The sequence below is a fragment of the Enterococcus sp. DIV1304_2 genome, from assembly GCF_050555445.1.
Lineage (GTDB): Bacteria > Bacillota > Bacilli > Lactobacillales > Enterococcaceae > Enterococcus_B > Enterococcus_B pernyi.
Genome location: NZ_CP187851.1, coordinates 1,538,532 through 1,557,845 on the forward strand (window position 1 = coordinate 1,538,532; position 19,314 = coordinate 1,557,845).

A 19,314-nucleotide genomic window follows, 5' to 3' on the forward strand; every position below is an offset into this window, starting at 1 on the left:
AAGTTTTTTCTATTGTCGATCAATGACTCAATTCAGTATTTCGTTGAACACGAGCGTACAATGGATATTTAGGGAATGATTTAACACAACGAAAAGCAGTCATATTTGCATACTTTTCATAGTATTTTTTACTAGCACCTTTAAACTCTTCACTCCATGGTTTGATATGCCCAGAGTAATGGATGATATAAGGCTTACGACGTGCTTCTTCGTACTCTTTTTCTCCTTGAGCCGTTGGATGTTGTTTTGCTTTCGCCATGATGTAACCTTGTGCATTCCATTTCGGATGCAAAGCAATCCAACGATCGTGTAAGATAGCATTCAAAGCATCTTGGTCATGGAATCGAAGTTTTTCTGGGTTTTCTTCGATGAATTTTAGAACGTTTTTCGTGATGTTTTGTTCTAACCATTTTTCAACATTGATCAGCATCAAGCCGGAGTTAAAGTAACGCATTGAATCTGCTTCAATCTCCATTTTTTCAAGACGTTGGTGGAAACCAGCATCTTCAACTGCTGCCATCACTGCGCCATTAAACTCTAGATCCCATAGTTTACTGATATCATTCAACGCGATCATGTCACAGTCCATATAAAGGATACGTTCGACATTTTTCCCTCTAAATAACTCAGGGATCGCAATACGATAGTATGCTGTTTCAGGGATACGATCACTTGTCACTAAGTTTTTGAAGAATTTTTTGTTGATTTTCAAAAATTCAACATCTGTATTCATTCGTGAATTTTTCACTGAGTAACGTAAAAGATTTTTACTTTCTAATTCAATATCATCATCAATCACGTAGAAACGTACAAACACTTTCGGGTCACTATTTTCTAAAATCGACACAAACAGTGCTGCTAGATGAGGCACAAATTTTGTATTACAACTAGAGACAACTGCTACTTCTTTTCTTCTATTCATTTACCTCGCCTACTTTCATTAATACGCTATGCGCTAGATTTTTTAGATAGATTTGTGTATAAGGATGATCCTCCAATGTATTCCAAGGTTTATCATGCCCTGTGAAATGAACGATTGAAGGAGCTTCGTTCCCACTCTTATATAACTCTTCATATTTCTTATCTGGAGCTGGATGGCGTTCAAAAATCAATGAACATTGCATGTTCCATTTTGGATGAAGTTGTTCCCAATCTCCATATAAGACACCATTCAATGCGTCTTGGTCATGATAGATAATCTGTTCACCATTTTCTTTTAGGAATTGGATCGTTTTATCTGTAACGTCTTTTTCATTCCATTGATCAATATCGATCACCATGACACCTGAGTTAAAATAATATTCTTCTGAATCGATCCCTAGGCGCTTCAACGCTTTCGTTTGGCCTGGATCAATTACTGCCCCAATTGTTTTACCATTCAATGATTCGTCATATAATGCAACGATATCATCTAACACTAAAACGTCTGCATCTAGATACAACACTTTTTTATAATTGTATTTTGCTAAGATCTTAGGTAGAGAAATTCTTAAATACGCCGTTGTTGTAATGTGGTCACTGACTAAGAAATCTTCATATACATCTTTCTCCACTGTCAAAAATTGGATGCTTGCATGTTCTGAGTGTTGTGCAACTGTCTGACGCAATCCTTCTTTACTATATTCTGATAGGCCATCATCAATCACGTAAAAATATATATGTCTCATCTTATTCGCATTTTCCAGTGCCGTTGCAATCATTACGCTTAGATAAGGAGCATAATTTTCATCTGAAGCAGTCACAACCGGTACAGTCCCATACTTAATCTCCATCAAAATCACTCCTTTTTTTAATCTTTTTCTAACCTGTTCTACATCTACAATATGCCTACTTTTTCCTGAAAGCAAAAGATATGCTTTGTTTTTTATGAATATTACCCAAAATTTGCCCTTTTTTATGAAAATGAAAACGAAAACATTAAGATTGTTATGCTTTTTTATACAGCGGTCTTAACCAATTCCTTACTAATATCCTTTTCTCCATTTATGAAAAATCTTTTTTGAAAAAATTCAAAGAGTTAAAGCATTTTATTTTTATTTTAGAAGTTTCTCATTTAAGCTATTGGTGAAAGAAAAAAGACTAAGGGAGCGTAAAAAGATGAAATTAGCAGCTATTGATCTAGACGGGACCTTGCTTGATTCCCAAGGAGTTGTCCCACAAGAAAATATTCGCGCATTAAAAGCTTTCTCCTCTAATGGAGGAATCGTAACGATTGCAACAGGAAGAAATAGTATTTCTGCCAAGGATGTCTTTGCACAATTAGGCGTCAGCGGCTATTTGATTTCTTCTAACGGTGCATTGATTTCCGAAATGAAAGATGGCAAGATCGATCATGTATTAAGACGCTCAAAAATCGAAGTACCTATACTTAAAAAGGCCTTTTATTTAGCAAAAGAAGCAAAAATATCGATCATCGCCAGCCGAGAAACACAAGATGATCAAATCACTTTTGATGAAACTGCCTTAGTAAAAGACGATCCTTATTATCAACACTTCAACTTGCAAAATCATTCCTTTGATGAGATCACAAAACAGTTGGACGATCCTTCCTTAAGCTATTTGAAATTAGCTCTGACGGATAAAAATGAGGAAAAACTACAAAAAATCCAAGCAGAGTTGAAGAAAGAAGGAATTGATTCTGTTTTTTCAGACCCACATTTCCTAGAAATCACTCCTAAAAATATTACAAAGGCCCACTCACTCTTATTTCTAACTGAGTACTTAGGGTTATCTTCAGAAGACGTCATGGCGTTTGGTGATCAAGAAAATGATTTGGCAATGCTTGAGTTCAGCGGATTAAGCGTGGCTATGGGCAATGCGCAAGAACATGTGAAGGATCTAGCAGATGAGGTGACAGAAACCAATGATGAAGCCGGTGTTGCAAACTTTTTGAATGATCACTTTTTATAAGGAGAGATGATAGATGTTAGTCGTTATCGATATGCAAAATCATATTTTAGATCCAACTAGTGAATTTTATATAGAAGATGCTGAAGCATTAGTTGAGCGAGTAAATACACGTTTAAACCAAGCACGTGCAGCGAATGAATACGTACTATTCACTCGTGATATCCCTATCGAACGGAAAGATGAGGCAGAAAGTGAAGATCTTAAAATCATTCCCACGCTCTCTCCTCTACCAAATGAGCGGGAAATCAAAAAATATTACTTTACTCTGCCGCCAGAAACCTTAACAGAGATCAAGCATTCCCTTTTTGAACGTAAAGAAGAACAGAAAACGATTGAAGTGGTTGGGATCGAAACTAATTTGTGTGTCTTATCCAACACGATCGCTTTACAAAGCGCCTTTCCAGAAGCTGACTTTATCATTGATTCGTCACTAGTCAGCAGTCGTGTTCACGAGCCACAAGCACTTAAACTTCTAAAAGACTTTAATGTCTATGTCAAAGAGTAAATGGTCGAAACCAATCTAAAAACATAAAAAAAGGCGGAATGAAAGTTCCACCTTTTTTTATGTTTTTTTCAAATTATACGTCTACAGAAGAATCATGTTTTTTATCGAAATATTTGTTCAGAATCGCATAACATGCTATCTTTTATCTAGTGAATATAAATCTAGTATATTCTCAAATAGAATAACTCAAAATACAATTTATGCACGAATAAAATATAGCTATGGGAGTTTATTTATTATGCTGGAATTGAGCCGACTTGCTTTTATTTTTCCTGTTTTTATATTTGTACCGATCGTTTTTTCGTTTATCAAATGGACGAAAGAACGAAAAAAAATCGCTTTAAGTAGTTTGCCTGCGATCTATTTTATGTACAAAGTATTAAATTATCAGTTTTTCGAACCCTTCCAGATCTTCACATTTAATTTAGTTGGGTTCATTCTCTCCATACTCTTTGTCATTGGGTATTTATTTTATCTAAACAGAAAAAATAAACGTTAACTCTCATAGATAATTATTTAGAGAAAGGTGAGGTAAAATGACGATTGAAGAAGCGATTTTACTGGATACACTGCATTGCCGTTTAAACTTCCTCAAAGATAAGAAGCATTTAACTACACCACAGGTTGCTGAAAAAGTGAACTTACCGATTGAGACATATAAAAACTATGAAGATGGAAAAAATATACCTAGTATCATCGAATTGATCTTTATCGCAGATTTTTACGACACGACCATCGATTATTTGATTGGTCGAACGGAAGCATCCTAAACACTTAATTCACTGTTTTAGAAAGAAGGAAATATTATATGCGCTTATGGCATCAAAGCCTCTTGCAATCACTTCCGCGCCAACAATTATTAGGACAACATCGCGAATGTTGTGCTCTGAGAGGCAATGGTTGGGGACGAAAACATGCGACTGTCGATTACGTTTTTACACATTCGCCTTACAAATTATTTCAGTATCATTTGTTAGTAATGGAAGAAATGAAGAAACAAAATTATAAACCTGGTGAGGAATGGTTTGATCCCTTGTATCGTGGAAAAATTTGTGCACCTTATTCTACCCTTTCCCCTATTGAATGGACCTCACCACTTTATCCAGAACATGATCAAATCTACTTAGCCGAATGTGTGGCAAATTTAGAACAGAAAGGGATCATTTTGTAAACAATCAATAATACATTGCTCTATCAAACCTCTCGATTGCTGAATCGAGAGGCTTTTATTGAAATTAGACATAAAAAAACTGCTCTTTCATAAGAAAGAGCAGTCAGATATCAATCGTTTGATTATGCTTTAACGATGTTGATTGCTTGAGGGCCACGTTGTCCATCTTCAACATCAAAAGTCACAGCTTGACCTTCGTCTAATGTTTTGAAACCGTCACCTTGGATAGCTGAAAAATGAGCGAATACGTCATTTCCATCTTCACCAGTGATAAATCCAAAACCTTTGTCTGCGTTAAACCATTTTACTGTACCGTTATTCATGTATATTTCCTCCTGATACGTATCAACGTACGTTTATAGTGCAATAAATATTTGATAGGCAAAAGGAGTCTTATAATGTTTAACTTATAGCTCAAATTACGTTTCAAAATAGATTACTTTTATACTATAGCATGCCCTTTTAGAAAACACAACTATAAACCCTCGGTACTTTCAATTTCTCTATTCATCTCATTTGTTTGATTTGTTCATTAGATGAAGCAATGTCTTTCTTCTGATAAATCATTCCTAACTTCTGCATCAAAAACCGGTCACTCACATTAGACAGCATTCGTCTAATTCCGCTGATAGCTTCATCTGGCGCAGATCCTTGAATAAACCAGAAAACCGATTTTTGATACAAGGGAGCATCTGGTGTCTCTAACCCATACTCAAATAGATCCGTCCAGCGATCAATAAATGTTTTTAACAAACCGGTCACATCCCACCAGTAGATGGGCGTACCAATCACCAAGACGTCAGCTTGTTTGATTACTCCCATGACTTTGTCAAATTCATCCTTTTCGGTCATCTGTCCTAACTGATTGATCGAATAATCAACTAAATGCAGGACCGTATAGTCGATATCCTTTAAGATTTTTTCTCCCCATCTAACGGTCATCCCCTCTTTGTTCGGGCTTGCATTAATAAACAAAATGCGCATATTAACTCCTCCTCTATCCAGTTTTTCATCCTGACTCTCTTTTTCATGTGAACTCTTGGTTAATTTTTATATTCGAACGATTATGATATCAAATCGATACTTTTCTTCATCAAATATAACATTTTTTACATTAAAAAAACAAATATTAAAAAAATCATCATCCATTAAAACTCTCTGTTATTATGTTCATCTTAATGATAAAATAAAGTTTGTTTGTTATTATTTCTTTATATAATTATAACGTTGTGCTTTCTTCTACCACTATTCTTTTTTGATTTATCTACACTCTCTAACTGGCTTTCGTCGGTTCGATTCCGACATAGAGAATACGGTCAATCACCGTAAATAAAACCAATCGCTTTTATTAGGGGGAGCTTTGTATGAAAGCGATCTATTTTTCGTAGAAACAGGAGGAAAAAATGAATTTATTGTTGTTATTGTTAGGATTAATCAGTTTGATGCTTGGTCTACATCTATTTAGTCGATCAAGTAAAAGAAATGGAAAAGCTTGGCAACGCCATCTCATTTTATTTAGTGCTTTATTCGGTTTACTACTGATCAGTAGCGCTTGCGGATCTGGTACCAATCAAGCGTCAAAAGCAGATACCGCTACTTCGGAAACAACTTCAACATCCAGTGAAGAAAAAGCCCAACGAGAAGCGGCGGAAAAGAAAGAATTAGAAGAGAAAAAGAAAGAAGAACAATTAGCAGCTGAGAAAAAAGCACAAGAAGAACAAGCGAAACGTGAAGTAGAAAAGAAAGCGCAAGAAGAACAAGCAAAACGTGAAGCAGAAAAGAAAGCGCAAGAAGAACAAGCAAAACGTGAAGCAGAAAAGAAAGCGCAAGAAGAACAAGCAAGACTTGAAGCGGAAAAGAAAGCTCAGGAAGAACAAGCTCGTCTCGAAGCAGAACAGGCAGCACAAGCACAGGCAGCGGAACAAGCGCGTATCGCTGAAGAAGCTCGTGTGGCTGCTGAACAAGCAGAAGCCCAGCGCGTGGCACAAGAACAAGCAGCCGCAGCTCAAGCGCAACAGGCACAAGCAAATGAAGCACAAGTCTTAGTTACCAGAACTGGAGCAAAGTACCATACGCATAAGTGTGGTAACGGTAATTACTATCCTGCGACAATGAGTGAAGCATTGGCACGCGGATTGACCCCTTGCGAAAAATGTTACTAAAATAATTGATGCAGTATACGAAATGATCGCTCTGATCTCGTATACTGCTTTTTTCTTATCAATTTCATAATCTAGTCTACATCTTCTTATCCCTCCTTTTCACTTATGTAATCCAATTTTTTTGTGTCAATGACCCCCTTCAAATAATAATCATTATTATTTAATAAAAATACAGTTGATTCAATTCACCTATCTGTGCTATAATAGTTATGGAATTTCGTTATCAACGTATCGTTGCCTTTCAACAGAACAATAAGAAAGGAGAATGGCTATGACATTCTATAACAAAGAATTACAATATCGTGTCACTCTTAATACCGATTTAAATCTTTTCGTTGTATTCGACAAAGAAGATAGCAATCGTGTAGCGACTGGTGTAACGATCGAACAAGCAGTGCAAGAACTTAAAAAATCCGCATAGGAGTGAAAACCTCGAATGGACGATTGCAACTCTAGTTCACAATAAGACACCTACTTGAAAGGTCAAAGTAGGTGTCTTAAATTTTATATGCGTGATGAAACTCTTCACTTATTTTTACATATGACGATCAAATGATTCTAGCTTGTTCTTAGGAATATTCTCTTTTTCAATTATTTGATCCTATTTTTAACAATTTGAATAAGTACCTGATTTGCACTAATCTTCAACTAATCCTTACAATCTTTTTTACTTTGTGCTAAAATTTCTTTTTCAAGATGAAAATATTTTTGTCTTTATAAGCCGTTTAAAAGGAGGTTTGGAAGTGAAAACAGCGATAGCTCATTCTTTATGTAACACGAGAAATTGACGCTTCGATGTTTTCATTAGGATATGGAAAAGAATCTAACCGTATGGACTTTACTATTATGTTTGATCATTGGACTAGCTTTATTACTTTTTAATGTGATTACTTGGACAACGTACTTTGTTGTAGTATTAATTATTGCGGGATTGACGTTCTTTGAAAAAAAGCGACGCTCAAACCTTAATAAGTAAAACTCTTTTGATTATATAAAGGCAACGAAACCTTCATTAGAAATGCATTGCTAAATAAGCGCCACCCTCGAAAATCATTTTCATGATTTCGAAAAGGGTGACGCTTATTTATAATGATGTGGATTTTAAACATATCAATTATATTAAATGATAAAACTGATGAGATGACGAATACACTTCTTATCCCACTAAGTAGTGTAACAATTCTGGCAGTCCAAAGACTTCAAATCCATAGATTCTTGCTGCAGTGTCTGATCCTTGTGTTGGTTTGTCAATACGTAATCGGACATATCGTGCAGATTGTACCGCAAAAGTCTCGACGGAGCTACTCGCCGTATTATTGGTAGTTTTGGCAACTTCTTTATATATCTCTCCATCTTCACTTATTTCGATCGCATATGCTTTTGTATTCATATCAGGACTTTCTCCACCTGCTTGCGCATGGTCTATGCGAATTTCACTAATGGTTTGAACACTTCCTAAGTCAAGTGTCAATTCATGTGGTGGCGTACCCGTTGCACACCATTTAGTCGACAAGTCGCCATCTATTGCTAAATGAGGGGCTTCCGCTTCGTTGGTATAAGAAGAAGCGGTCGCTTTCGCGTTTCGTGATAACAGCGGTAACTCCATTGGTACTTTATTAGAAATTGTAATCAAACCGTTTTTTTCGACAGGTGTCTCCCCTGCTTGATTGCTTGCCGTTAATTTGACTTTATAAACACCTTCTTTGCGATAAGTGACAACTGGCGAATGTTCATGACTTGTCGTGATATCCCCACCTTCAAATTCCCAAGTAACCGTTTCAGTGTTTAAGGATGACGTGTTTGTAAAAGTAATCGCTGATCCTGGAGCAGCTAACGTTCTTGAAGCAGTAAAATCTGCTCTCGGCACTTTATTATCCGGCCAATTAAAAGAAACGGCTTCTGAAGGTTCACCTTGATTACCCAGCGCATCAACAGGCACGACAATCAATTTGGTTTGCGTGGTGTCTAAGGTTCGTTCAAGGGCATTGATATAATGATTCGTAGCTGGTGTTGCTCCTAAGAAAGATTTTGAGTTATCAGGATTCAACCGGTAGATCTCATAGTAGCTTGCTTGACTCTCCGTCTCATCCCAAGCCAGTCGTATGCCAGCGTATCGCCCTTCCTCTTCATCAAACACAACATCTTCAAGCGTCAGTCCTGACACTTTTGTGGCTTGAGGTTCCTTTCCACCTGTCAGAGCTAATTGACCTAAGTGTAACGCATAATCCGACTGAGTTTCTGAAGAAGCAAGCTGATAAGAAAGGGTGTTGATTTTTTCTCCTGCCAATCGACTGACATCATAGCTGACAGTCGTCCAATCCCGACCGATTGGTTCACTTGCTGAGATGATTTCTTTTCGTCCGTCAGCCATTTCTAAAACTAAGTCAAGTTGGCTCATGCTCGTTGCTTTTGCCGTTGTTGTGATAGAAGTTTTATCGGAAATGATTCCATTCATTCGATACAGTTTGATTGTGCTTGTTGCCTCGTTCACCATACTCCCTTTAAGAAGCAAAGAATTTCCACCACGAAACGCCTCATCGTAATCCATCTCAACGGCTAATTGATTTTCTCCTTGATGATCAAAGATCCAACGATACGTTGGCATCACGTCTTGCATACTGCGATTATTCCACTCTAGATCAGATACTTTTTTTCCATTGATAAAGTATCCATACCCATTCCCCATGCTAAAATTCGTCACAAAAGGCATGCTGGTAATAGCGCTCTGCTCTACTGCATACGTAGAGATCCCAGGCCATTCTTTTTCTACCGGTGCCTTCCCTTTCGTTGGATCACCTTGTTCATTGACCCAAAAACGCATTTCACGACGTTGAAAATCAGCAGGATCACTTGCTGATGAATATGTCCAACTTGGCACATACAGACCTAACGAAGTATACGGAGTTCCCGTTTCATCTGTGAATAACCGCCAATTCACTGGTGTATCATAGCCATTTTGTTGGACATCGATGCCCGCATATAATTGATAAGGATCAATGCCTAATTCAATTGCTTTCTTTTTAGAAGCTTTCAATAGCTCTTGACTAGCTAAACGATCGGTGTTCCACCAGAAATTCAAAAACATGCTATCTGCTAAAGGATTCATCTCCGCATCGACTAAAAAAGCTTGGTTTTTATCCGTCAACGCATTTTGCCAATCCATTTTACCCTCCGAAGTCATCGAATCATACCACATGATATCTAAAGTTGCTGCTTTTTGTTTGAATTGTTTGATGAATTCTTGCATCAAATCCGCATGTTCTTTACTCAATCCTTCTGCCGCATTTGCCCCTTCTACCTTTTTCTGAGCATTCGCATCATCAAAGCTTGTGACTACGGTGTCTGTTTCTTGATTGATAAACCAGCCATCAAACCCATATAGAGTAGCTACTTCGATCAATTGATCGACTAAAGGAAAGGTACCATCCTCATCTTTTTGCAAGAATGTATCCAACCATTCGATTTTACCGCCATGAGCGCTTTGAGGAAAGAAGACCGTGCCTAATACCGGCACACCATTTTTATGGGCCGCATCAATAACATCAGGACTTGGCGGCACAATGATCCCTTCACCAGACGAACCACCCCAATACACAAGTTGATCGATATACTGCCAATTGGAAAATACATTGGCATCAAAAGTATTGATACCCCTTGGCGCATTCCCACTTGTACTGCTATTCATGATTGATAAAGCGACTACTTTCATTTCTGGTGTTTGCGTGTCATTTGAAGTTGTCAATGCCTTTTTATCGATTCGTTTTGCCAAAGGCACTTTGCTGACATTATAAGGTGCATCCGGATCTTTAGAAAATTCCCATTCTAACAATTCTTCTGGAAACCAGTAAGACGATTCCGGCTGATTATCCAGTCCTCGTTGATAAGTTGCTGCTTCTGTTTCTTTATAATCAAACGTTTTAGACTCTGCGTGATACGTTGTCCCACTACCAATTGCACTTGCTATTACTACTGCACAAAAAAGTCCGACTACCATTTTTTTCTTATCCTTCATCTCCGCTCCTCCTAAATTTAATTGATTCACAAAAATGATAACGCTTTCTTAATTGCGGGTATATGAACAAAGCATAGAACTTTCACAACAAATTATAGGTAACTTGAACAAAAAAACTGATTTTGATCGTCGATCGAAATCAGTTTTTGTATTGTTGATCTGCTATTATGCTGCTTTACGATTGATTTTATTTGTAACTCTCATGAGACCAATCAAATCTAATAAAACTTGAATTGTTGGTCTGCGTGATTAGTTCCTTCGACGTAATTTCCTTTATTCATGGAGAAATTTCCCTCAACATTTTGACTTTTCGTCATTGTTCAGTGTTGACGGATTCTCAATCATTCATTCCATCGTTGAAAACACGAATCTCATAAACGATTTCTTCTAATGTTCCAGTGGAAGCTTCTGCTTCAACCGCAAGAATAGTCGACTTTTTTTCAAATATTTCTGGAAACAACTCTGGAAGGCGCTCGCCGTAACTTTTAGGAGTAAACCGGCATGCATATTCTCCACTAGGTAAAACCTTAATATTTTCACGGACATTTTTTGTAGGCTTGATTTCTATATACATATACTGTCGCATGTTTTTATCAATAAATTCATAAAGAATACCAAAATCATATAAAGGCTCATACCCATCTTCCATCGAGCGATCAAACAAATTGGCTGCTTCTGTATAAAGTGTCTTTTTGTTATCAGTCGGTTGATAAGGAAAAACATATAAGTACTTTTCTGACAATTGCCGAATATGTTGCTTTTTAGAATGTCGATATGTTTTTAACAAATTGATTTCTTCTTTTACCTCTTGCATTCCTTTTAAATTTTGTTGGAGCGAATCGATTTTTTGTTTCATTAATTCTTCGCTATATGATAAAAAAGATAGGTAATCGATGGAATTATTCGGATCACTGAAGCGATGCAATTCCTTTAAAGGCAACCCAATCTCTACACATGCTTGAATCAGCTCGACCGCACTCACTTGCGCTAAGGAATAATAGCGATAGCCAGAATCTGGATTGATGTATACCGGCAATAATACCCCGACTTGTTCATAATATCTTAACGATTTAATATTGACACCGGTTATTTCGCCAATTCTCCGATACTCAACAATTCACTTCTTTTGTCCGTTTCTCTCATTACAATTCTCCTACATGATAATAATCTTTAATATCAAGCGTTCAGATACTGATTATATCATAAACTATCTTTATATATTATATTTTATCGTTATTTTTTAATCTAAAACTATTCACATAGATTCCTTTATTCAATATTTTCCACTCAGAAATTTTGATAAACAGCTATATTTATATCGTTAAAAAATCACCCTTATTTTAGTTCTATGTAAAAAAACAAACGTACTCTTAACACAACTTGTATTATTCATTAGATAAAGATATAATATTAATGTGTTTTCGATGAAGAAGTTAAAACGCCCAAATTCAAATAAGTTTTTTTTAAAATGAATAGGCTTTCACACTTGGTTATAGGTCTACTTTTTTGGTAACTACTACATTTACATAGTAGTCAAAATAATTTTTTGGGGGAAAAAAATGAAAAAAATCGTTAGTCGTTCCATGTTATTGTTCGTTCTACTATTTCTAGCCGCCTGTGGAAAGCAAGTCAGTGTTGATGACCTGAAAGCCAATGATTGGCTGATTGAAGAATTAGAGGAAGTAGACATGATTGCCTCTTTCTCAAATCATGTCGTATCGTTTCGCATTGATCCTTCTTCTTACCAATCGACCGCTACCAATGAATGGGAAGCCTTGGGTGAAGAATTTGCGAAAAGCATGCTTGAAGAATTTCAATATAAGTTTGAATACACGTTAGAAGGAAATATCATGACCTGGGAAAACGACGGGGAAACAGGCAAGTATACAGTAACAAAAGAAGATAAAAATATTATTCTCACACCTACCAAAGATAACGAGGAAGATAAAAAACTTGTTCTGAAGCCATATGATAAAAGTAAAACAGCAACATCTTCTACTTCTTCAGACAGCACCACAACTGATAAAGACGCAACAGATGATTCATCTCTCGTAGATATCACTGATAACTCAACTGAACTAAGCGGATCAGATGACGCATCAGGTGATTCTGCTTTTGGCAAACGTTCAAACCCTGTGCCCCTCGACAACCCGATCACGTTCGACACTGTTTATTATGATGACGAATATGAAGAAATCGACACAAATATTTCCTTAACCATCAGTAACGTTGTCCGTGGTGAAGAAGCGTATAATTATATGATCAGCATGGATGAGTACAATGAACCAGCACCAGAAGGAAAAGAATGGGTAGTTTTTGATGCAGAGCTAACTGTCAATAAAGGGAGCCAAGATGAGCCATATCGTGCTTTTTCTAGTTTTATACCAGTTAGTTCAACTGGAGAAGAAGTCAACCAAGAAAGTTATAGCTACTTAGGCAACGAAGAATTTGGGAACAAAGATTTGTACGAAGGTGGAACGGACAAAGGCAAAGTCGCATTGCTCGTTCCGATTGGTGACGATACGCTTATTGAATTTAATGATTTTACAAATAGGATTTTTTTCAAATTACAGTAACCTTTGAAAAGTAGCAATAAAACGTGCTAGAGGATCATAAGCACCGAACACAAATAATCAATCAAAAGGTAGTATAAGGATTAACCTCCTAGAATCAACTATGCTGTATCACATCTGCGAAAAGCCCTCATCTAAGTATTGATTTAGATGAGGGCTTTGGCTGACTTCTAGAATGATCATTCATCGAAAACTTTAAATGGTCTTTTCCTTTAATTGTAAATAAAAGATACAAGTCAACAATTGATTTATTATGAGACTGATTTTAAAAAGCTTTTTAAATTTTTTTAGAATCAGTTTCAACTAATTTATTCATAAAGATGTTCATCTACTGTCAGATTTCGAGAGCATTATTACTAGTGGAAGACATAAAAAGATACTAGTTTCCAAATCATTTTTATCTATTATTTTTACCTGAATGAAGAATATCATCCGCTTTATCTGCAATGGATTCTGTTAAAAGGACTGAAAAATTTATCCCCGCACGTTTACCTAATGTATCGGCCCATCGTGGAATCGTTAAAGTCTTTTTGATAAGTTCTGTATCCTTTAGATATTTAGCAACATCTACACGAATCAATGTCGTAAAGGAATCTTTTTCAACAAAGACTTCTTTGATCGGCGTCGGCTCTGGTATTGGCTCTCCGTGATCAATATAGTCCGCTAGAACCATACCTAACACCTCTTGTGCCATGGCAATTCCATAAGATATATCATCTTCATTGATTCCTGTATAAGCACCCTGAATATCAGGAAATTCAATGAAGTAACCGCCACCTTCTTCGGGTTTAAAAATAGCAGGATATGTTTTTGCTAAAGGTTCGCTTAACATCTCAGTCAATCCCTTCTTGTAATCAAATGCGAGATTATTTCAATCCCGCATCCTTCAAAATTTTTTGCTCAAGTCCTCGGCCTAGATCTTGATTGGCATGAACAGGGACAGTAATTCTAACACCATCTTTATAAAGGTGATGATGAGAGCCTTCCTGCCTTCGCTCAACCCAGCCATTCTTCTTCAATAACCGAAGCATTTCTTTTCCTGTAAGCGGTATTTTTCACTATACCTCCTTACAAAAACAACTATAGCACGTACCAACACGTACGTAAAGGAGAGACTATATTTTTAAAGAGCTATTTTTCTTGGTTGAGAAATGCTAAATTTTGAAATCATTTAAATAGATCATGCCACCTTGTTCAATTTTTAAATACATATTTTTTAATGTATAATCATATCTGATTGTACCCTATCACTCTGGAGACAAAAAAACTGCTACTATCAACTTTATCCTAGCTGATAGTAGCAGTTTTCTTTTACTTAATAGATATGATAATCCGACTGTCCTTCTTGTTCAATTGTAATAACTAGTCGATGCGGCAAACAGATACTCGTTTGTCCAGGTTCCGAGATCCAGCCAGTTCTGACAGCGATTTGATCGGGACTATTATCTTCTTTGACTCTGATCTTGCCTTCTTGGATTTCGACAATATTGTATTGGGTATCAGAAGGATGATAAGTCACCATCTTACTACTGATTTCATCTAAATCAAAACGTTCGACTTCTTTTCCGTCAATTTTGACTACTGCATACTTCACACTATTACCGCTTTCTGCGTTATCAAATGACAAAGCAAAGACAATTGTCGGAACGAAAGAAGCAACTACCAGAACAGTAATAATGATGATATCCCAAGGTTTTATACCTGATTTACGAAAGTTGTGCATATAGTTTGTCCTTTTGGATTTTCTTATTCTATCCTTTTATCGATCTTCTAAATAGATGTTGATTTGTTGTTCGTCATCATAATCCAGTTGATCAGTTTCAAGCATTTCCATTAATTCTATTTTCAAGTCTACAGGAATCTCCCAGAAGCCGTCAATAGATTTGAACAAATCGGCATCATGCTTTTGAAAAATAGGATAAATGTCCAAAAATTCTTCAAAGGATAAGTTTTGTTTTTCGTAATAGTCTTTGACAAAGCCTTGCTCTAGCGCATGTTCTGTAGGAAGGCCAGTTTCTGTGATCAGTTTCTTATCGACCATCGCACGATAGAATTCCCCTTTGTCTACAGGTTCTTTCACCGTTTTCGAATAATATTTGATTCCTTGTTCGACTAATGGTGGATAAATAATTTTCATTTCTTGAACCCCCCTTGCAGCTTCCAATCGGTTATTCTGTCACTTTGCGTCCTTTATAGTAGCCTTTTAAAGAGACGTGATGGCTTCGACGATAATCACCAGTCACCTCGTCAAAGGAAATCTGTGGTTTCGTCAAACCTTGGTGTGTTCGTCGCAAACGTTTTTTTGCTTTCGATGTTTTTCTTGCTGGTACTGCCATGACTTTTTCCTCCTATTTTACCAACTTGCTTTTTTAATTCCTGGGATCAACCCTTGATGTGCCAGTTCTCTAAAAGTGATTCGAGACATGCCAAATTTTCTCATGTAGCCTCGAGGACGGCCATCTGTCTGATCTCTCAGTTTTAAACGATTAGGATTAGACTCTTTTGGCAACTTAGCTAGTCCTTCATAATCTTTTGCTGCTTTCAACTCTTGACGTTGTTCACTATATTTATTGATCAAAGCTACTTGCTTATTCATTTTTGCAATTTTTGATTTTTTTGCCACTAATAATCTGCTCCTTTATTTCACTTTATATTATACAAATCGTAATAATTACGTTTTGAGTAGAATAACATTACCATTTATTTATTTGTTTGTCAAAAAAGAAATACTAATAAAAAATATGGCTGAGCGGGCTTGGACTGAGCGTGTGTTTTTGAGAACATTGAAAAAGCCCCCATGACATGTATCACATCCATCACGGTGAGCTTTTTTTATTATTAACTACCTCAAATGTAATTAAACATTTCAGCCATTATATATTGATTTTTTGCAATGCTTTCGTAGGCACTTCGTTTTCTGCTACTTCACTCCAGCCTTTTCCTTGCATTCCTTTTGCATAGATTTTTAAGTATCTACCTTGCTTTAATTCGTGATCCACTAATTTTTTTACTGTTTGTTGATTGCCATCTTCATCGTATCCTTCAAACGTGTAGAGATAATCCTTCCCTTTTTTATCCCCACTACTTGTTTTTACATAATATTCTTTCACTTCTTTATCAGATAAAAAATTATCCGTTAATGCTTGAAAGCCTTCTGACTTTGATTCAATAAAAAATGCACCGATTCCTAAAATAAGCGTAATTGCTAATAATCCTTTTACTAGTTTTCCCATTATCATTCCCACTTTCCTATTCTTTTTCACTTCCTGTCTAAATCATACTAAATAAGGCAATGATCCGAAATCTATTCTTCCTATGTTTAACTTACATTAACGTAATAGAATTTGTTTCTAACCATTGATTTTGATCTAGATAGAATAATGCAATAAAAATAACCCATAAAATCCAAACTATTCTCGGATCTTACAGGTTATGGGAAAAGAATTACTGCAACCATTGTTTTTGTTAAGCTTTAGTCTATCTTACAACTACCGCGTATTTACGTGCATTATAAATATTTTCAAATGTTGTCCGATTCATCCAATAAGAACCACTGATAGGATCAGATACATGGACTTGATTACTTCCTTTATTATATCCATCAAGAGTAACCGCATGATTATTATTCGCTGCGACACCAAAATTCCAATTCCCCCAACGGATTGGTTGGAAGTTGATCGTAACCCAAGCAACCACCGGATGGCCATTTTTGACTTCGTTTAACAACGTATTCATCGAGCTACCTGAAATATTTTGGACATTTCCATACTTCTTGCCCCACGTCGTCAAAGGTGCAGGATAAATTGCAGAATAAGTCCATGAATTTTCGACGAATGGGCTGCCAACAAAACCGCTGTTTGGATTACCATTCGGAGATTTAGGAATCGTGTTCAAGAATTGAGTCAAACTCCAGTTGGTGATCTTTCCTTTATATTGAAGTGCTTGCAATAATGAAGCCCCTTCACATCCACTTGGCGCACCTAACGCATATTGGTTGTAATTTTTCACACCCAATAGTTTATAGTCCTCTTGATTTTGTTGACCACTGCCAACTGCGTACCAACCAACACCTTCATAGACCCACCCTTGTTTCGTGATTACTTTTTTCTCGTTTTCATCTAATGTGTAATGGTGCCAGTTCACGCGTTTACTATATAAACGACTGACAGGAATGGCATTCGCCCCTTTGTAGGAATACCAACCGATTCCTTCATACTTCCAGCCTTGTTTCGTGATACTATCTCTTTCTTTTGCGTTCAACGTATAAAAATGTTCTCCATTATAGCGATTGTACAAACGATAGACTGGATCACCACTTGTCGGTGCCTGCCAACCAACACCTTCGTAATTCCAACCAATCCTTCTTAAATTATCTCGTTCACCAGTGTCTCTCGTGTAAAAATGCTCCCCACTATGTGGATTGAATAAACGATACATTGGAATCGTTTGCACAGCTGCTCGAAATAGTCTTGGAGAGCCTTCGATCAATTCCTCTTTTGGCGCTTGTGTGATATCCGCTTCGTTTTTACCAGCTTTTTCTGGCGCTTCCAAAGCGACTTCTACTCCATCGACGATTGCAGTTTGTGGTTGCTCTGGTTGAACTTCTGTTTCTTTACTCGCTTGTACTGGTGGCGTTTGTTGTGACTCTTGCGCTGGTATCTCTGTTTCTGTCGTTTCTGTCTGCTGACTGACTTCATTCGTTTCTGTACTATTTATCTGTGGAGCTGCTGACGTTTGAGTCGATTCAGTCGAGGTATCCATTGTAGACGAATCCTCTGCAAAAACTTGACTCACACCAAACGAACTCGTTAATATCGCAAGTATCGTGAACCCACAAATCCCCTTAGAAATAAATCCCCTTTTCATCTTTTTCCTCCTCATAAATGAACAAAAAATAGCAATAGATTTTACATAAGATGTTTCCTAAAAATATTATAACGATAGTAATATAAACTCTGATTAAATTATACATGAATCTATTTTTTTGTCCGAATGATTTGTTTAATCCATTTGAGAACCAAAGAAAGCATACGCTAATTTCATTGAGTAAAAGTAGATGGAGCTAAGGTAGATATGAATGAATCGTATCTTTTAGAATATGAGGGTTTCCAATGTTGGCGAACTTATATTATTATGAATGCGCCCATCCTTTAAAACAATTGCTCTGGAAGATTGACTGGCAAGCTCTAGATCATGAGTCACCATAACGATTGTCTTTCCTTTGCTTACTAATTCTTTCAGTACTTCCATAATAAGGACACGTGAGTGAGTATCTAATGCGCTAGTAGGTTCATCTAAAAATAATATTTCTGGATCTGCTAATATTGTGCGCCCAATTGCAACTTTTTGTTGTTCACCACCCGAAAGAGCATCAATAGGCTGATGTAAATCCGCTTTTAATTCCAATCGTTTTGCCAAAGTATCGATATTTTCCCTTTTTATTTTGTGCCCATTCAATGTTCCTGGGAGTACCATATTATCGTAGGCTGACAATGAAGGTATGAGTTGAAAATCTTGAAAAATAAAACCAATTTTTTTACGACGAAACTTTGCTAATTTCGCTGCACTCCATCCATATGGTGATTCGCCATCGATCATCACCTCTCCCTCTGTAGGAGGTAATAAGCTAGAGATACAATGAAGCAACGTTGTTTTTCCTGAACCAGAAGGTCCTACGATCGATACAAACTCTTGTTGCTTTACATCAAAAGAAATATCAGTAAGCACTTGTAAAAGATTTCCTTTCGCAAGCTCTATTTCTTTTTTTAATTCGTTTATTGAAATAACTATCTCTCTCATCGATATTAACCTCCATAAAATCATTCTAGTTTATAAATCAAATTCTCATACAAAACTGTAGGGCGCAAACTACTCATTGATAGTAGAAGGATCTCCCAATTCAGCAATTTCTTTCCTTCTTTCAATTTGAATTAATTACTTTCTTGTGTTTGATTCAATTAAAACAATCTATTCTTTTAGTA

At 36.6% G+C, this 19,314-nt stretch carries 23 protein-coding genes; 8 read left to right on the plus strand and 15 right to left on the minus strand.

Going from position 1 to position 19,314, the window contains the following annotated elements; translation table 11 throughout:
- Window positions 1–19: 19 nt before the first annotated feature.
- Window positions 20–922, minus strand: a complete 903-nt coding sequence (locus IGJ14_RS07150; RefSeq protein WP_010735364.1) for a glycosyltransferase family 8 protein — start codon at window positions 920–922, stop codon at window positions 20–22.
- A complete protein-coding gene (locus IGJ14_RS07155) occupies window positions 915–1,772 on the minus strand; it encodes a glycosyltransferase family 8 protein (protein ID WP_195339389.1) in 858 nt (285 codons plus the stop codon). Before IGJ14_RS07155 ends, IGJ14_RS07150 begins: the two co-directional genes overlap by 8 nt.
- Before the next feature lie 325 nt (window positions 1,773–2,097).
- On the opposite strand from IGJ14_RS07155, the gene IGJ14_RS07160 reads away from it, so the two are divergent.
- The 5 genes from IGJ14_RS07160 (at window position 2,098) to IGJ14_RS07180 (ending at window position 4,586) form a co-directional block, all read left to right on the plus strand.
- Window positions 2,098–2,910, plus strand: a complete 813-nt coding sequence (locus tag IGJ14_RS07160; RefSeq protein ID WP_195273091.1) for a Cof-type HAD-IIB family hydrolase — start codon at window positions 2,098–2,100, stop codon at window positions 2,908–2,910.
- Window positions 2,911–2,923: 13 nt separating this feature from the next.
- The gene (locus tag IGJ14_RS07165) at window positions 2,924–3,415 is read left to right on the plus strand and encodes an isochorismatase family cysteine hydrolase (protein ID WP_065096357.1); all 492 of its coding nucleotides are present in this window, start codon (window positions 2,924–2,926) and stop codon (window positions 3,413–3,415) included.
- Window positions 3,416–3,653: 238 nt separating this feature from the next.
- Entirely contained in the window at window positions 3,654–3,914 is a 261-nt protein-coding gene (locus tag IGJ14_RS07170) for a hypothetical protein (RefSeq protein WP_195339391.1), read from the plus strand.
- Window positions 3,915–3,951: 37 nt separating this feature from the next.
- A complete protein-coding gene (locus IGJ14_RS07175; protein ID WP_010735359.1) occupies window positions 3,952–4,185 on the plus strand; it encodes a helix-turn-helix domain-containing protein in 234 nt (77 codons plus the stop codon).
- A gap of 38 nt (window positions 4,186–4,223) precedes the next feature.
- Window positions 4,224–4,586: a TIGR02328 family protein gene (locus IGJ14_RS07180; protein WP_195339392.1), complete on the plus strand. Its 363-nt coding sequence runs from the start codon at window positions 4,224–4,226 to the stop codon at window positions 4,584–4,586.
- 122 nt (window positions 4,587–4,708) lie between these two features.
- Here the strand turns inward: IGJ14_RS07180 and IGJ14_RS07185 are convergent, their stop codons facing one another.
- Together IGJ14_RS07185 and IGJ14_RS07190 are read right to left on the minus strand one after the other, a co-directional pair.
- On the minus strand, window positions 4,709–4,909 hold the full coding sequence (locus IGJ14_RS07185; protein WP_010735357.1) for a cold-shock protein: 201 nt from the start codon (window positions 4,907–4,909) through the stop codon (window positions 4,709–4,711).
- A gap of 184 nt (window positions 4,910–5,093) precedes the next feature.
- Window positions 5,094–5,570: a flavodoxin family protein gene (locus IGJ14_RS07190; RefSeq protein WP_066025064.1), complete on the minus strand. Its 477-nt coding sequence runs from the start codon at window positions 5,568–5,570 to the stop codon at window positions 5,094–5,096.
- A 419-nt stretch (window positions 5,571–5,989) separates the two neighbouring features.
- Between IGJ14_RS07190 and IGJ14_RS07195 the strand changes: the two genes are divergently transcribed.
- Both IGJ14_RS07195 and IGJ14_RS07200 read left to right on the plus strand, forming a co-directional pair.
- Window positions 5,990–6,748, plus strand: coding sequence for a hypothetical protein (locus IGJ14_RS07195; RefSeq protein WP_430607334.1), 759 nt, complete (start codon window positions 5,990–5,992; stop codon window positions 6,746–6,748).
- 271 nt (window positions 6,749–7,019) lie between these two features.
- A complete protein-coding gene (locus tag IGJ14_RS07200) occupies window positions 7,020–7,169 on the plus strand; it encodes a hypothetical protein (RefSeq protein WP_010735353.1) in 150 nt (49 codons plus the stop codon).
- 735 nt (window positions 7,170–7,904) lie between these two features.
- On the opposite strand, the gene IGJ14_RS07205 is transcribed toward IGJ14_RS07200, so the two are convergent.
- Together IGJ14_RS07205 and IGJ14_RS07210 are read right to left on the minus strand one after the other, a co-directional pair.
- A complete protein-coding gene (locus tag IGJ14_RS07205; protein WP_430607337.1) occupies window positions 7,905–10,760 on the minus strand; it encodes an endo-beta-N-acetylglucosaminidase in 2,856 nt (951 codons plus the stop codon).
- 337 nt (window positions 10,761–11,097) lie between these two features.
- Window positions 11,098–11,877, minus strand: coding sequence for a MerR family transcriptional regulator (locus IGJ14_RS07210; protein ID WP_195273233.1), 780 nt, complete (start codon window positions 11,875–11,877; stop codon window positions 11,098–11,100).
- Window positions 11,878–12,319: 442 nt separating this feature from the next.
- On the opposite strand from IGJ14_RS07210, the gene IGJ14_RS07215 reads away from it, so the two are divergent.
- The gene (locus IGJ14_RS07215; RefSeq protein ID WP_019724110.1) at window positions 12,320–13,336 is read left to right on the plus strand and encodes a hypothetical protein; all 1,017 of its coding nucleotides are present in this window, start codon (window positions 12,320–12,322) and stop codon (window positions 13,334–13,336) included.
- Between the two features lie 394 nt (window positions 13,337–13,730).
- On the opposite strand, the gene IGJ14_RS07220 is transcribed toward IGJ14_RS07215, so the two are convergent.
- From IGJ14_RS07220 to IGJ14_RS07260, 9 genes are all read right to left on the minus strand, one after another.
- Complete coding sequence (locus IGJ14_RS07220) at window positions 13,731–14,165, minus strand: type II toxin-antitoxin system HicB family antitoxin (protein ID WP_019724111.1); 435 nt, start codon at window positions 14,163–14,165, stop codon at window positions 13,731–13,733.
- 34 nt (window positions 14,166–14,199) lie between these two features.
- Entirely contained in the window at window positions 14,200–14,385 is a 186-nt protein-coding gene (locus IGJ14_RS07225; RefSeq protein ID WP_029594205.1) for a type II toxin-antitoxin system HicA family toxin, read from the minus strand.
- Between the two features lie 263 nt (window positions 14,386–14,648).
- Window positions 14,649–15,056, minus strand: a complete 408-nt coding sequence (locus IGJ14_RS07230) for a NusG domain II-containing protein (RefSeq protein WP_019724113.1) — start codon at window positions 15,054–15,056, stop codon at window positions 14,649–14,651.
- 36 nt (window positions 15,057–15,092) lie between these two features.
- Window positions 15,093–15,470: a hypothetical protein gene (locus IGJ14_RS07235; protein ID WP_065095742.1), complete on the minus strand. Its 378-nt coding sequence runs from the start codon at window positions 15,468–15,470 to the stop codon at window positions 15,093–15,095.
- Between the two features lie 31 nt (window positions 15,471–15,501).
- Window positions 15,502–15,669 (minus strand): 50S ribosomal protein L32, encoded by a 168-nt coding sequence (gene rpmF / locus IGJ14_RS07240; RefSeq protein ID WP_019724115.1) that lies wholly within the window; start codon window positions 15,667–15,669, stop codon window positions 15,502–15,504.
- A gap of 17 nt (window positions 15,670–15,686) precedes the next feature.
- The gene (rpsN, locus tag IGJ14_RS07245; RefSeq protein WP_019724116.1) at window positions 15,687–15,956 is read right to left on the minus strand and encodes a 30S ribosomal protein S14; all 270 of its coding nucleotides are present in this window, start codon (window positions 15,954–15,956) and stop codon (window positions 15,687–15,689) included.
- Between the two features lie 250 nt (window positions 15,957–16,206).
- The gene (locus tag IGJ14_RS07250; protein ID WP_195339395.1) at window positions 16,207–16,566 is read right to left on the minus strand and encodes a YxeA family protein; all 360 of its coding nucleotides are present in this window, start codon (window positions 16,564–16,566) and stop codon (window positions 16,207–16,209) included.
- Window positions 16,567–16,810: 244 nt separating this feature from the next.
- The gene (locus tag IGJ14_RS07255) at window positions 16,811–18,199 is read right to left on the minus strand and encodes a C39 family peptidase (protein ID WP_104776749.1); all 1,389 of its coding nucleotides are present in this window, start codon (window positions 18,197–18,199) and stop codon (window positions 16,811–16,813) included.
- A 225-nt stretch (window positions 18,200–18,424) separates the two neighbouring features.
- A complete protein-coding gene (locus tag IGJ14_RS07260; protein WP_065095746.1) occupies window positions 18,425–19,132 on the minus strand; it encodes an ABC transporter ATP-binding protein in 708 nt (235 codons plus the stop codon).
- Window positions 19,133–19,314 lie beyond the last annotated feature (182 nt).

Coding starts and splice junctions, on each gene's coding strand:
- IGJ14_RS07150 (WP_010735364.1), bottom strand. CDS start 922: ATGAATAGAAGAAAAGAAGTAGCAGTTGTCTCTAGTTGTAATACAAAA.
- IGJ14_RS07155 (WP_195339389.1), bottom strand. CDS start 1,772: ATGGAGATTAAGTATGGGACTGTACCGGTTGTGACTGCTTCAGATGAA.
- IGJ14_RS07160 (WP_195273091.1), top strand. CDS start 2,098: ATGAAATTAGCAGCTATTGATCTAGACGGGACCTTGCTTGATTCCCAA.
- IGJ14_RS07165 (WP_065096357.1), top strand. CDS start 2,924: ATGTTAGTCGTTATCGATATGCAAAATCATATTTTAGATCCAACTAGT.
- IGJ14_RS07170 (WP_195339391.1), top strand. CDS start 3,654: ATGCTGGAATTGAGCCGACTTGCTTTTATTTTTCCTGTTTTTATATTT.
- IGJ14_RS07175 (WP_010735359.1), top strand. CDS start 3,952: ATGACGATTGAAGAAGCGATTTTACTGGATACACTGCATTGCCGTTTA.
- IGJ14_RS07180 (WP_195339392.1), top strand. CDS start 4,224: ATGCGCTTATGGCATCAAAGCCTCTTGCAATCACTTCCGCGCCAACAA.
- IGJ14_RS07185 (WP_010735357.1), bottom strand. CDS start 4,909: ATGAATAACGGTACAGTAAAATGGTTTAACGCAGACAAAGGTTTTGGA.
- IGJ14_RS07190 (WP_066025064.1), bottom strand. CDS start 5,570: ATGCGCATTTTGTTTATTAATGCAAGCCCGAACAAAGAGGGGATGACC.
- IGJ14_RS07195 (WP_430607334.1), top strand. CDS start 5,990: ATGAATTTATTGTTGTTATTGTTAGGATTAATCAGTTTGATGCTTGGT.
- IGJ14_RS07200 (WP_010735353.1), top strand. CDS start 7,020: ATGACATTCTATAACAAAGAATTACAATATCGTGTCACTCTTAATACC.
- IGJ14_RS07205 (WP_430607337.1), bottom strand. CDS start 10,760: ATGAAGGATAAGAAAAAAATGGTAGTCGGACTTTTTTGTGCAGTAGTA.
- IGJ14_RS07215 (WP_019724110.1), top strand. CDS start 12,320: ATGAAAAAAATCGTTAGTCGTTCCATGTTATTGTTCGTTCTACTATTT.
- IGJ14_RS07220 (WP_019724111.1), bottom strand. CDS start 14,165: ATGTTAAGCGAACCTTTAGCAAAAACATATCCTGCTATTTTTAAACCC.
- IGJ14_RS07230 (WP_019724113.1), bottom strand. CDS start 15,056: ATGCACAACTTTCGTAAATCAGGTATAAAACCTTGGGATATCATCATT.
- IGJ14_RS07235 (WP_065095742.1), bottom strand. CDS start 15,470: ATGAAAATTATTTATCCACCATTAGTCGAACAAGGAATCAAATATTAT.
- rpmF (WP_019724115.1), bottom strand. CDS start 15,669: ATGGCAGTACCAGCAAGAAAAACATCGAAAGCAAAAAAACGTTTGCGA.
- IGJ14_RS07250 (WP_195339395.1), bottom strand. CDS start 16,566: ATGGGAAAACTAGTAAAAGGATTATTAGCAATTACGCTTATTTTAGGA.
- IGJ14_RS07255 (WP_104776749.1), bottom strand. CDS start 18,199: ATGAAAAGGGGATTTATTTCTAAGGGGATTTGTGGGTTCACGATACTT.
- IGJ14_RS07260 (WP_065095746.1), bottom strand. CDS start 19,132: ATGAGAGAGATAGTTATTTCAATAAACGAATTAAAAAAAGAAATAGAG.